We start from the raw sequence: 13,128 nt of genomic DNA, 5'->3' as shown, positions 1-13,128 counted from the left end.
CGGTCAGTTTTTTTCTGGTAGAAAAAACGACCCTTTCGGATCGTTCTCAATTAGCTTAATAGTATTCCCCTTGTCTATAGTCCCAAGAGTTGAAATGGTCAGACAAGTGCATCATGATTTTATCAATGTCCAGACCCTTACGGATGACAACTGGGCATGGGCAGATAGAACGACTATCCGCACCTTGTTCTGGAATGAGTTTACCATCTTTGTCTACCATAGACACCATAACCCCTTGCTCATAGCGGGTTTCAATGGTCTTATCTGGCTGGATAGATGCCACATAATCATCCGCCTCGATGATCAAATCCACCTTAGAAGCAATCCGCTCACCGATCCCTTCTACCTTGCCACGATTTCCCTTACCTGACGGGTTGGCAGAAGAAGCGTAGACCATACGGCCTTCCTTTTCCCACATTTCCTTAGCAATCTGTTCGCCAGCCACACCAAACTTAATAACAAAGCATGAAGTACCACGAACATCGGTCATCAATTCCTCACGACCGTCCCCATAGGCCTGCAACTTGGCATATGCCTCTGGTTTCCACGGCAGGATACAACCCAACAAAATATCCTCATCCCAATGTTTTTGGTAGAAGGCATCAATCTCAGGCGTCAACTGAGCCAACTCACGAAGCTCCTCCATGCTACCACAAAGGACCACGCCTGGCTTATTACGCTTGCGCTCTTTGGCATCAAACTTACGCTCCAAGCCAGCCTTGTCGGCAGTCATGATAATATAACCAACCTTAGTCGGGCAGACAATCACACCTCCCTCACCCTTAATAATGTCAAATCCTTCTTGTGAAAGTGCGCCATCCCAGTGAATTTGTTTCGTCATAGTAGTTTCCTCTTTTCTTTTGTTCCATAGCAGAGCGACCTGCTTGTTTTCTTGTCTTTATTTTATTCCTGCCAGTAGCTTGGCCGATTCCTCTCATACTCCTCAATCAAATCCTGATACTGAAGGGTAATCCCGATATCGTCTAAGCCATTGAGTAATTTGTGTTTCCAATCTGCATCGATCTCAAAATCAAATTCTCCGACTGGAGAGATGATTTTTTGCTGGTAGAGATCGACAGTCACCTCATCAGTTGATGCCAGCGCAGCCAATTTCTCCCGAACCTCACGGGGCTGAACGATTGGCAAGATGCCATTGTTGAGGTCATTGTTATAATGAATATCCCCGAAGGAGCCTGCAATGATAACCTTGAAGCCATAGTCAGCTAGTGCCCAAGCAGCGTGCTCCCTAGACGAACCTGCCCCAAAGTTGTCCCCTGTAATCAAGATCGTTGCTTGACGATATGGTGCCGTATTGAAGATAAAATCAGGGTCCTCAGTGTACTTGTTATCCAGATAACGCCACTCATACATGAGGTACTTGCCAAACCCCTTCTTGTCAATCAGCTTGAGAAACTGCTTGGGCAAAATCTGATCGGTATCAATGTTGTCATTCATGAGTGGAACGGTCGTCCCAGAGTAGATTGTAAACTTTTCCATCAAACCGCCTCCATTTCACGAACATCTACAAAGCGTCCTGCAATAGCTGCCGCTGCTGCCATGGCTGGGCTGCACAGGTGGGTTCGTGATCCAACACCCTGTCGATCCTCAAAGTTTCGGTTGCTAGTCGATGCACAGTGGACACCTGTCGGCACCTTGTCCGGGTTCATCCCCAGACACATGGAGCAACCCGGATCCCGCCATTCAAAGCCAGCTTCCAAGAAAATTTTGTCTAAGCCTAGTGCTTCTGCAGCTGACTTAACCGGCCTCGAACCCGGAACCACAATTGCAGTCACATGATCTGCCACACGTTTGCCTTCAACAATCTTAGCGGCTACCTGCAAGTCAGAAAGACGGGCATTGGTACAGGACCCCAGGAAAACATAGCCAATTTCGATGTCCTTTGGACTTTGTCCAGGCTGTAAGTTCATGTACTTATACGCTCGTTCATCGTTCATATCGCGAACTTCAGGAAAGGTCTCATCAAAGGATACCCCCATGGAAGGGTTGGTTCCCCATGTTACCATCGGTGCCAGATTTGAAACATCCATCTCAATGACCTTGTCATAAACTGCATCTGAATCAGATACCAAGGTTTTCCAATCCGCCACCGCTGCCTCAAAGTCTTTGGGGCGTTTTTCCTTGTCTGCTAGATAATCAAAAGTGGTTTGATCTGGGTTCATAATCCCCATCTTGGATCCGAACTCGATAGACATATTGCAAATCGTCATCCGTTCTTCCATGGTCAGAGCATCAATAGCCTCACCCACATACTCGACTACATAACCAACCCCCAGTGCCACACCATACTTAGCAATCAATGCTAAGACATAATCCTTGGAGTATATCCCCTTTTTCGGCTTACCTGTAAACCGTACTAAGAGCTTTTTGGGTTTGACCTGCCACAGGGTTTGAGTTGCAAAGACATGCTCTACTTCTGTTGTCCCAATCCCAAAGGCAATGGCCCCGAAAGCTCCGTGGGTTGCCGTATGACTATCTCCACAGACGATGAATTTCCCTGGCTGAGTCAAGCCAGTTTCTGGACCCACCATATGGACAATGCCTTGGTTGGCAGACCCATGTGGCGCATGTGGAATACCGAATTCCACCACATTGCGAGCTAAGGCTTCCATCTGAGCCTTGGAAATGACATCACGGATATCATAAATATTAACCGTTGGAACATTATGGTCAAATGTACCAAAGGTCAATTCTGGCCGACGGACCTGACGTCCAGCCTCTCGCAGACCATCAAAGGCCTGGGGACTGGTCACCTCATGGATATAGTGCTGGTCCACATAAAGGAGCTGGGGCTGACCTTCCTGACCTGTAATCACATGGCGGTCCCAGAGTTTATCGAAAATGGATTTTCCACTCATGGCTTTCTCCTTTCAATCTGGGAAATAATAGCTTCCGTCATTTCTTTGGTAGAGGCGGTCCCACCTAAATCTTTCGTGAAAACGCCTTGTGCAAAGACTGCTTCAACGGCTTGGCGAATGGTCTGACCTGCTTGGACCAAATCAAAACTTTCTTCCAACATCATAGCAACAGATAGAATCATACTGACAGGATTGGCAATGCCCTGACCTGCAATATCCGGTGCCGAACCGTGAATAGGTTCATATAGACTAGGACCTGCCACCGCGTGACTGGCAGAAGGCAGAACACCTAGCGTTCCTGTCAGTACACTGGCCTCATCCGACAAGATATCACCGAAGAGATTTTCCGTCACCAAGACATCAAACCGACTAGGATTAGTAATCAAGAGCATGGCTGCACTATCCACCAACTGATGCTCCAAGGTCACATCGGGGTAGTCCTTGGCCACCTCTTCCGCCACCTTCCGCCACAATTTTGACGTCGCCAGTACATTTTGTTTATCAATGCTGGTAACTTTTTTTCGTCTTTTTTGGGCTAGGTCAAAGGCAGAGCGGACAACCCGTTCAATATCTTCTGCCTGATAGGTATTGCTATCGCTGGCTTGGTCAGTTTCAAGGATATGCTCCCCAAAATAAATCCCACCTGTCAACTCCCGTACCATGACCAAATCTACTACGTCCAGCCGGTCCGCTTTCAGTGGTGAATGGTTTTTCAGGCTATCAAAAATCTTAACAGGACGGATATTGGCAAAAAGACCCAATTCTTTACGAAGTTGAAGAAGACCTTGCTCTGGACGGACAGCCGCACTGTCATACTGAGGGCTACCGATAGCTGCCAACAAAATCGCATCCGCCTTTCGGCAAGCTTGCAAGGTATCCTCAGGTAGAGGGTGCCCGCTCGCATCAATCCCAGCGCCACCAAAAGCTTTCTCCTCAATCTCATAATCAAATCCTACTTGCCCAGCCACAGCCTCAAGGACTGCTAGGCCAGCCTCCATGATTTCAGGACCGATTCCATCACCAGCCAAGGCTACAATTTTTTTCGTCATATTCCCTCCTAGATGTGTGGCAAGTCTTTCTCTGATAGTTTCTTATCTATCTGTCCACTATTTTCTTTTTGCACCATGACATTAGCATGGATATAGGCAATGGCCGAAGCCTTCAGTACGTCAAAGTCAATACCAGAGGCGTTGAAGACTGTCTCCGTTGCCTGATTTTCTACGGCTACCAGCACACGCGCCTGAGCATCAATTCCATATGTAATGGCGTCAATGTGGTAGCGTTCCAAGCTGATGTCCTGCTGGAAGAATTGGTCAATGGCATTAAAGACAGCTTCAACCGAACCCTTACCAGTCTCAGCAACCACCACTTCTTCCTCATCTTGATTGATAAAGATGACCTGAGCCTGAATGCTGCCGTCAGACTGACTATCCAAACGCAAATCTTTAAATTGGAAACCATCTCGATTGCTGATTTCTGTACCAGCAACCAAGGCACGAATATCCGCATCCGTAATTTTTTCCTTCTTGTCTGCCAGGTTTTTGAAACGAGCAAACAAACTAGCAACATCACTCTCTTCAAAATACAGGTCTAGTTCTTTTAGCTTTTCTACAAAGGCATGGCGACCAGATAGTTTACCCAGTGGCAGAGAATTTTTCTTGACCCCTACCAACTCAGGTGTAATGATTTCATAGGTCAATGGATTTTTCAAGACACCATCCTGGTGAATACCTGACTCGTGTGAGAAGGCATTGCCACCAACCACCGCCTTATTACGTGGAATGGCAATCCCTGAGAAGCGAGATACTAATTCCGAAGTATTAAGGGTTTCCTTGAGGACAATGGGACTGGTTACATCGTAGAAATCTTTCCGAATTTCAAGAGCAACAGCTACTTCTTCAAGGGCCGCATTTCCAGCCCGCTCACCGATACCATTGATAGTTCCTTCGACCCGACCAGCTCCATTTTTAATAGCTGAAAGGGTGTTGGCAACAGCCATGCCTAGGTCATTATGGCAATGGGGACTGAAAATAATCTCACGGTCCGATTTGACATTAGTTGTCAGATAACGGAAAATTTCTCCGTAGTGCTGAGGAGTGGTAAAACCAACTGTGTCTGGAATATTTATGTAAGTCGCACCCGCATCTACCGCTGTTTGCACCACTTCAAGCAAATAATCCAACTCAGTCCGCGTCGCATCCTCTGGCGAGAACTCCACTATTTCAAAACGCTCACGGGCATAGCTGACATGTTCAGTGATTTGCGCCAAAATTTCTTCCTTGGTCTTTTGCAGTTTAAATTCCCGATGGATAGGACTGGTCGCAATAAAAACATGGATCTGCGGATACTTGGCATCTTTCAGAGCCTCATAACAAGCATCAATGTCTGATTTGACTGACCGAGCCAAACCTGTCACAGCCGTCTTGGTCATCGCTGCCGCAATTTGACGAACCGCTTCAAATGAATCAGGACTGGCCGCTGGGAAACCCGCTTCAATGGCAGAAATCCCCCATTTCTCCAACTGCTTGGCGATGGTCACTTTTTCCTTGATAGAAAAATTCACACCCGGCGTCTGTTCACCATCTCGCAAAGTTGTATCTAAAAATTCAATCACACGCATAAGAACACCTTTCTAAATAACCCTAACGTCAATATTAGGTTCTCTTTCTTAGATTTCAAAGTATACTAAGAAAAAGAAAACACCTCGAGGAAAACTACCCGCGAGATGTTGTCAACAGCGCCCGCTTGGTAAGCCAAACAGGACTAATGCATTCTTTCAGCACTAGCCCGACCGTCGCAACAACAAAGCAAAGAATTTTGTAGTGACAGGTTTCATTTGACTTTTTCCTTTCAGTGTTCTGGAACCTGTATTCACAGTTCAGCACTTCACTTGTGAATACAGGTTCTTAATTGTTTACAATGATACCCTACTTATTTTCACTTGTCAACAGAAAAATGGAAATTTTCTGAAAAATCCGAATAATGTCGCAATTCGTACAAATTCAGACCACAAAAAACCGTGCTCCAATTGAAGCACGGTTCCGGTGTTTAATTTCGTCTAGAACTAGAAAAAATCGCCACCAACAATACGGCTCCAAAGACTGACGGTACCAAGGCCATCCCAGCAAACTGTGGACCCCAGTCACCAAAGAGCAACTGCCCAATCCATGAACCAGCAAGTCCAAGGATAATATTTCCTAGACAGCCACGACGGTCATCTGATGAGGTCAAAGCCCCAGCAATCAGGCCAATAATGGCACCAGCGATTATACTTGATAACATCTTATATTCCTCCTTATTTACAAAATAAGACTGGTTGCCCAGTCTTATAGCATCATTTTTAGATTGCCCACTCACCGTCACGGAAGATTGGCACACGAGTGCCGTCTTCACGGATACCGTCAATGTTCATCTTGTTAGAACCAATCATGAAATCCACATGGACATCAGAACGGTTAAGGCCTGCTTCTTTGAGCTCTTCTTGGCTCATTTCTGTACCACCTTCGATAGAGAAAGCATAAGCAGAACCGATGGCCAAGTGGTTTGAGGCATTTTCATCAAAGAGAGTATTGAAGAAGGTCACGCCTGATTGAGAAATCGGGCTCTTGTCTGGCACAAGGGCAACTTCACCAAGACCACGCGCTCCAGCGTTGTCAAAGACCAACTTCTTCATGACTTCATCGCCTTTTTCAGCAGTTACATCCACAATTTCACCATCTTTGAAGGTTACCTTGATGCCTTCGATGATGTTACCGTTGTAGCTGAGTGGTTTTGTGGATGTTACATAGCCGTCTGCCACACGGTAGTCAGGTGCTGTGAAGACCTCTTCTGTTGGCATATTAGCAATAAAGTGCTCACCTTGGGCATTGACCGAACCAGCCGCTTCCCACAAGTGGTTTTTCGGCATACCGAGAACGAGGTCGGTTCCTGGTGCTGTGTAGTGCAATTTGACAAACTGCTCGTCGTTAAGGACCTTGGCCTTAGCAACCAAGCGTGCCTCGTGCTCTTCCCAAGCCTTGATCGGATCTTCCTCGTAGATACGGCAGGTCTTGAAGATTTGGTCCCAAAGGAGGCCCACTGCCTCTTCGTCAGATGTTGCATTTGGGAAGACTTTTTTGGCCCATTCCAAACCAGAGGCTGCAGCCAGTGTCCAACTGATTTTGTTGGCTTGCGTTGCTTGACGCATTGGGTTCAAGGCCTGGCTAAGTGCGCGTGCGTTGCGTGACAATTTCTCTGGATCAACGCCATCGTAAGCACCTGGATCATCTGACAAGACAACCAAACGGCTTGCCTTGCGCTCCAAAAGGAAGTTCATTTCAGTGATGCGTTGTGGGTGAACCTGTTCCAAGAGTTCCACATCGACATTAACCAAACGCTCACGCGCAATCACATCGTCCAACCAGTTGACCAAGACTTCAGCCGCACCGTGCGCATAGGCTTCTTTGACAATCAAACGAGCCAATTCAGCCTGTTCCACACCGATTGTCAATTGAACAGTGTGACCTGGCTGTACATTGATACCAGTTGACACCAAGAGCTTAGCATATTTAGCGAGATTTTCTTTAAAATTTGGTAGTACCATTTTATTCTCCTTTGAAATGTAATACTAGATTATTGTATCATATTTTTTATTATTTTCCTAAATCTTAGTCAATAAATAACTATATTGAGTTGCATTCCTCATAGAAAAATTGGTACAATATATAGGACAACATTTAGGAGAATTGCATGTGAAAAAGTCTGAACTACTCATTATCATCCCAGCCTATAATGAAGAGGAGTCTATTCAAGGAGTCATTGAAAACCTCATACAAAACTATCCCCAATTTGATTATCTCATCATCAATGATGGCTCAAAAGACAATACCTCTCTTATCTGCCATCAAAATGGGTACTCTATCCTAGATTTGCCTATCAATCTGGGATTGGCTGGTGCTTTTCAAACAGGCCTACGCTACGCTTACAAACATGGTTACAAAAAAGCCATTCAATTCGACGCCGATGGTCAACACTTACCAGAATATATCCAAGGTCTCTCTGATCAAATAGACCAAGGCTACGATCTAGTCATTGGTTCTCGCTTTGTAAACCAACCCAAAAATTGGTCCTTGAGAATGCTAGGCAATCGTCTCATCGCCAGTGCCATCAGACTGACGACAGGAAAGGAAATAGCTGACCCTACTTCCGGTATGCGCATGTTTAGCGCACCTCTCATCAAAGAATTTGCCTTGAATATTAACTATGGCCCAGAACCAGATACCGTTTCCTACTTATTGCGAAACGGCGTCAAGGTAAAGGAGGTTCAAGTAGCCATGCAAGAGCGACAAGGAGGTCAAAGCTATCTCACACTTTCTCGTTCGATTCAGTACATGATTCATATGTTTGCCTCCATCCTTATCATCCAAAACTTTAGAAAGCGAATGAACAAATGAGTTTATTATTTCAAACCATTCTTATCCTCGTATCTCTCCTTACAGGTGTTCTGATACTTAGAAGGATACGAAAATCGCAGCTACAAATACCTGATGCTCTATTTTGGATTTTTTTCTCTGCACTCTTGCTTATCCTCAGTCTATTTCCAAGTTTAGCTGAAGCTATAACAAAATTGTTAGGCATCGCCTTACCAGTTAATTTCATTTTTCTCTTTATCATTTTTTTACTGATTATCCATCAATTCCAGCTGACTATGCGGCTATCAAAATTAGATAACAAGCTAAAGGAACTAGCACAAACTATTGCAATCGAACGGTTTGATAAAGATGAATAATACACAAAAATCAGTTTATTTTTGGAATATGGTTGGTAATCTAGCCGCGGCTGCCGTATCTGTTCTCTATCTGCTTATTGTATCTCGCTTTTCAAACGCAAAAACGGCCGACGACTTCAGTATGGCCTATGCTATTGGTAATCTTTGGGTAGTGATTGGTCTCTTTCAGGTAAGAAACTATCAAGGGACAGATATCAAAGAAACCCATTCCTTTACCGCCTACCTATTAGCACGTAGCTATTCTTTGACACTTATGGTCGCAACCATTCTGCCCTATCTCCTTCTCACTCAGTATCAGTCCAGCTATGAACTTGTCCTCTTGGTCATCCTTTATCGTGTAGGTGATGTTATCTCCGACTTATTTCAAGGTTTTTTCCAGCAACGAGATCGACTAGATATAGCAGGGAAGAATATGACTATTCGCTACACCACCAGTACCTTAGTATTAGCCTTCTCATTAGCTATCGGAAAACACCTTCCCCTAGCCCTAGCCCTTATGGCAACAACTAATCTGGCCTTGGTCTTTCTTCTAGATTGCCGACAAGCTCAGAAATTGTATACCACTAAACTTCATGCTCTTTTTAGAAAGTCATTACATAAGGATGCCTATACTATTTTGCGTGCCTGTTTCCCTCTTTTTATCAACGGTTTCCTACTCACTTATATCTTTAATGAACCAAAACAAGTCATCGAAACCGGCCTAGCCGAAGGAAGTCTGGTGACAGGTATGCAACGTGATTTCAGCATTCTATTTATGCCTGTATTTTTCATGAGTCTTTGTGTACTAATCCTGCGTCCATTGATTACCAGTTTAGCTAGACTTTGGTACCAACATAGCTACCAGGAATTTCGGCAGATTTGCAATCGCTTGGTACTAAGCTTGTTCATCGGAGGCAGTCTAATAAGCCTACTAGCTTTCGGCATAGGCACTCCCATCCTGAGCCTTCTATTTGGGATCGATTTGACAAGCCATAATCTGACACTAGGAATTCTAGTTTTTTCAGGTATTCTATATTCCCTGGCTATTGTTTTTGAAAATCTTATCACCATATTTCGACAACAAAAAATCCTGGTCTTTGTCTACCTCCTGCTATTTATCTTTTCAAGAATCATTACCAGCCCACTCATTTTCCATTATCAATTGCTTGGAGCTGCAATCAGTTTCTTACTAACAATGACCATATACGCTCTAGTCATGGGGCTACTAACTATCTATCTCTATTCCAAAGGAAAAAAGAATGTCTAATTTACAGTCACTACATACCTTCATTATCTGTGCCTACGGAGACAGTCCTTTTTTAGAAGCCTGTATCCAGTCACTGCAGGAGCAAACTATCTCCTCTTCTATTCAGCTCTATACTTCTACACCTAGTAAACACATTCAACAGCTTTGTGAGCAATATGCCATTCCTATGCATTCTTCTGTAGGTGGAAGTATTGGAAAAGATTGGAACAATGCTCTCTCCTTTACGTCTACTCCCTATGTAACCATTGCCCACCAAGATGACATCTATCAATCAAGCTATGCCGAAGAAATGCTTACATCTTTCCAAAGCAACCCGAAAAACCTTATTGTCTTTTCAGACTATATGGAATGTAAGAATGGACAAACTATCTCCCGTAATACCAATTTAACCGTCAAACGAATACTACTCAAAGGACTATCCTTGTTCCCTCAGTCCAAGACCTGGAGGCATTTTATCCTCAGCTTTGGGAATTCAATTTGTTGCCCTGCTGTCACCTATAACATGGATAAACTAAGGGGCTTTCAGTTCAATGAACAAATGCGCACCAATTTAGATTGGTATGCCTGGTACCAAATAAACCAGTATAATGGAGTTTTCTCCTATATCCCAAAACCACTTATGTATCATCGCATTCACCAAGAATCCGAGACCTCACAGACCATAGCTGACAATACTCGGACAAAGGAAGACTTGATGATGTTTGAACTATTTTGGCCGAAGCCGCTTGCCCGTCTAATCAATTCTTTTTATATCAAAGGACAGGACTCAAATCACTAGGAGGTTCTTGTGTTACATAAACTTAACCAAAATAAATGGTACTTGTTTGCCAGCTTCATTGCTTGTTGTACAGTTTATACGATTTATATACGAGACTATCACGCATCCACCGCTGTCTATCCTCTAGCCTTATTCATGATTGGTTTCATTCTTCTACTCCCTAAGAGGCAAGATTTTGCTTGTTTGCTTGTCTTACTAATATCTGGCCTAGCCTTCTCCGTTGTAACTCCCGTATTGAATACACCAGATGAATATGTTCACCTTTCTCGTGCTATGCATATCGCACAAGGAGATATCAATTTAGACAATAACCCAGCAAATCTCCAAATATCTGAAGACTACTTTGTTATTGTTGATGACTATACTATGCCCCCCTTGGCTGTAGATGCCTTTGAATATCAGCATAGCTCCACTGAGGTTCCTTTTAAGGGCCTGGCTGATTTTCGTACGACCAATGCCTATTGGTTTATCGGTTATATACCCCAGGTTATCGGTATTACACTGGGACGAGCCTTGAATCTAAATGTTGGTTTAATCTATTACCTAGGTCGCATTTTTAATGCTATTTGCTACGCACTACTAGCTTATATAGCTGTCAAATTAAGTGGCAACTTTAGGCAAATAATGATGCTGATTGTACTCATGCCAATGAATATTTTCCTAGCCGCCTCCTATAATCAAGATGGAGTTGCACTCGGATTTATCTATGTTATTATTGGGCTCTTTATCCACTATCTGACCAGACAAAAAATGCTTGGTTATAAGGAACTTGTTATGTTTACTGCTCTTTCTTGCCTGATAATCACATTAAAATTACCTTATATCCTCTTGATGGGATTGCTCTTCTTTATCCCAAAAGAACGTTTCTCTATCAAATTCCCTACGATTAGCATTCTTTTAGTATCCTGCTTAGTTCTAGCTCTGACCGCCATCTGGTTTATCGGTTACCAACAAATTAAATCGACCACGACACTACAGGGAGTTGGTCTGGTTGGACAAATCCAATATTTCTTATCCAATCCTAGTCATGGATTGTTAGCTCTATCAAAAGAATTCTTCCTGACTCCCCACCGCTTAGTCATGCTATTCTACTTTGGAATCCTAAATCTACCTATGCGGGAAACGCTTATTCCAATTTTTACCTTCTATTTATTCGTTATCGCTAGTAATTTAGGTCAGAAACAGGTTACACTTCGCAGCCGTACAGGTAGCATTCTCATTGGCCTGGGAATTATTTGTGGGATTATTCTCGTCATGTACCTAACCTGGACCAAGATTGGCTACGGACACGTAGATGGCATCCAAGGTCGTTACTATCTGGGTGTTTTACCTCTTTTTGCACTCTCTATAACAGCTCTACCTATAAAATCTTTTACACCTTTCCGCATTTCCGATGCTTTTGTCATCAAAGGCAGTTGGATTATCTTAACAATGGTATTAGTATTCATCGTCTTATCTACCTACTAAGTCTGATTTATATAAAAAAACTAGATAATCGTCATTTAAGAGACATTATCTAGTTTTTTATTATACTCAATGAAATAGCACCAGGCTGTACTGAGGTACGGCAAAGCTACTTCAACTAATGATGAAATTAATTGAAGCAGGAAATAAGGATACAGGGTTTCCTCAACTGCCGACCTAATAAAGCAAACTGTAAGTATGTATACTCAATGAAAATTGAAGTCAGACTAGGCGACACAGATGTAGATAGAACTTAAGTTCATCACATCAAGTCAACAACGTCTGACTTCAATTTTCGCAGAGTATTAGTTACCAAAAACCTTTACACGGTCCCCATCCGCCATATAGTCTTTGTCTGCTGCCGGAGCTGCAATGCTACCGAATGGTGCTTGGGCACGGAGTTTCCAGTTAGCTGGAATGCCGTATTTTTCAGCTACTTGAGCGTCCACCAATGGGTTGTAGTGTTGTACGTTCATGCCGATGTTTTTCTCAGCAAAAGCCAACCATACTGCGTACAAGTTGATACCGTGAGCTTGTTCAGACCAGATTGGGAAGTTTTCAGCGTAAAGTGGGAAGCTCTCTTGCAAGCCTTTGACCACATCTTGGTCCTCGAAGAACAAGATCGTACCAGCACCAGCTGCAAAGCCAGCTAAGCGACCTTTTGTAGCTTCAAAAGCTTCTGCAGGCGTTACTTTTTCCAATTCGCTGTAGGCAATTTCGTTCCAGAAATCTTCTGACTCCGCACCAAAAAGTACCACTGCACGGCTAGATTGTGAGTTGAAAGCTGATGGAGATTCTTTCATGGCTTTCTCAACAAGTGCGACCACTTCTTCATTTGATACTGGCAAGTCTTTACCAAGTGCGTAGATTGAACGGCGAGTTTCTTGAAGTTTTGCAAAATTTGACATATAGTTTCCTCTTTTCTTTTTATTACTATCTAGTAACTTTTATCACTATGTAGAGATTATAAACCTATTCAAAAAAATAATCAAGAGTT

The 13,128-nt window shown here is 43.5% G+C and carries 13 protein-coding genes; 5 read left to right on the top strand and 8 right to left on the bottom strand.

All coding sequences use genetic code 11. The annotated features are described in order from the left end of the window. Positions 1 to 55 precede the first annotated feature (55 nt). From C1G53_RS00800 to C1G53_RS00770, 7 genes are all read right to left on the bottom strand, one after another. Entirely contained in the window at positions 56 to 841 is a 786-nt protein-coding gene (locus tag C1G53_RS00800; protein ID WP_105117310.1) for an L-threonylcarbamoyladenylate synthase, read from the bottom strand. A gap of 62 nt (positions 842 to 903) precedes the next feature. Continuing rightward, positions 904 to 1,497, bottom strand: coding sequence for a 3-isopropylmalate dehydratase small subunit (leuD, locus tag C1G53_RS00795; protein WP_015647424.1), 594 nt, complete (start codon positions 1,495 to 1,497; stop codon positions 904 to 906). Next, entirely contained in the window at positions 1,497 to 2,876 is a 1,380-nt protein-coding gene (gene leuC, locus C1G53_RS00790) for a 3-isopropylmalate dehydratase large subunit (RefSeq protein ID WP_105117309.1), read from the bottom strand. The genes leuD and leuC overlap by 1 nt, the downstream gene beginning before the upstream one ends. After that, positions 2,873 to 3,925, bottom strand: a complete 1,053-nt coding sequence (leuB, locus tag C1G53_RS00785; RefSeq protein WP_105117308.1) for a 3-isopropylmalate dehydrogenase — start codon at positions 3,923 to 3,925, stop codon at positions 2,873 to 2,875. Before leuB ends, leuC begins: the two co-directional genes overlap by 4 nt. Positions 3,926 to 3,933: 8 nt before the next feature. Further along, complete coding sequence (locus tag C1G53_RS00780) at positions 3,934 to 5,496, bottom strand: 2-isopropylmalate synthase (protein ID WP_105113839.1); 1,563 nt, start codon at positions 5,494 to 5,496, stop codon at positions 3,934 to 3,936. 428 nt (positions 5,497 to 5,924) lie between these two features. Further along, entirely contained in the window at positions 5,925 to 6,158 is a 234-nt protein-coding gene (locus C1G53_RS00775; RefSeq protein WP_024378839.1) for a GlsB/YeaQ/YmgE family stress response membrane protein, read from the bottom strand. A 58-nt stretch (positions 6,159 to 6,216) separates the two neighbouring features. Next, positions 6,217 to 7,458 (bottom strand): aminopeptidase, encoded by a 1,242-nt coding sequence (locus C1G53_RS00770; protein WP_105117307.1) that lies wholly within the window; start codon positions 7,456 to 7,458, stop codon positions 6,217 to 6,219. A gap of 148 nt (positions 7,459 to 7,606) precedes the next feature. Between C1G53_RS00770 and C1G53_RS00765 the strand changes: the two genes are divergently transcribed. From C1G53_RS00765 to C1G53_RS00745, 5 genes are read left to right on the top strand one after another with little or no spacing between them, the layout of a single operon-like run. Further along, a complete protein-coding gene (locus C1G53_RS00765; protein WP_105117306.1) occupies positions 7,607 to 8,308 on the top strand; it encodes a glycosyltransferase family 2 protein in 702 nt (233 codons plus the stop codon). After that, complete coding sequence (locus C1G53_RS00760; RefSeq protein WP_105117305.1) at positions 8,305 to 8,643, top strand: DUF2304 domain-containing protein; 339 nt, start codon at positions 8,305 to 8,307, stop codon at positions 8,641 to 8,643. The genes C1G53_RS00765 and C1G53_RS00760 overlap by 4 nt, the downstream gene beginning before the upstream one ends. Continuing rightward, positions 8,636 to 9,889, top strand: a complete 1,254-nt coding sequence (locus C1G53_RS00755) for a lipopolysaccharide biosynthesis protein (RefSeq protein ID WP_105117304.1) — start codon at positions 8,636 to 8,638, stop codon at positions 9,887 to 9,889. The genes C1G53_RS00760 and C1G53_RS00755 overlap by 8 nt, the downstream gene beginning before the upstream one ends. After that, positions 9,882 to 10,667, top strand: coding sequence for a glycosyltransferase family A protein (locus tag C1G53_RS00750; RefSeq protein WP_105117303.1), 786 nt, complete (start codon positions 9,882 to 9,884; stop codon positions 10,665 to 10,667). The genes C1G53_RS00755 and C1G53_RS00750 overlap by 8 nt, the downstream gene beginning before the upstream one ends. Before the next feature lie 9 nt (positions 10,668 to 10,676). Next, a complete protein-coding gene (locus C1G53_RS00745; protein WP_105117302.1) occupies positions 10,677 to 12,134 on the top strand; it encodes a DUF2142 domain-containing protein in 1,458 nt (485 codons plus the stop codon). A 302-nt stretch (positions 12,135 to 12,436) separates the two neighbouring features. On the opposite strand, the gene C1G53_RS00740 is transcribed toward C1G53_RS00745, so the two are convergent. Then, entirely contained in the window at positions 12,437 to 13,039 is a 603-nt protein-coding gene (locus C1G53_RS00740) for a nitroreductase family protein (protein WP_105117301.1), read from the bottom strand. Between the last annotated feature and the right edge of the window lie 89 nt (positions 13,040 to 13,128).

It is taken from the genome of Streptococcus suis (assembly GCF_002960445.1).
Classification (GTDB): Bacteria; Bacillota; Bacilli; order Lactobacillales; family Streptococcaceae; genus Streptococcus; species Streptococcus hyiners.
This window is presented reverse-complemented; position numbering and strand designations above follow the sequence as displayed.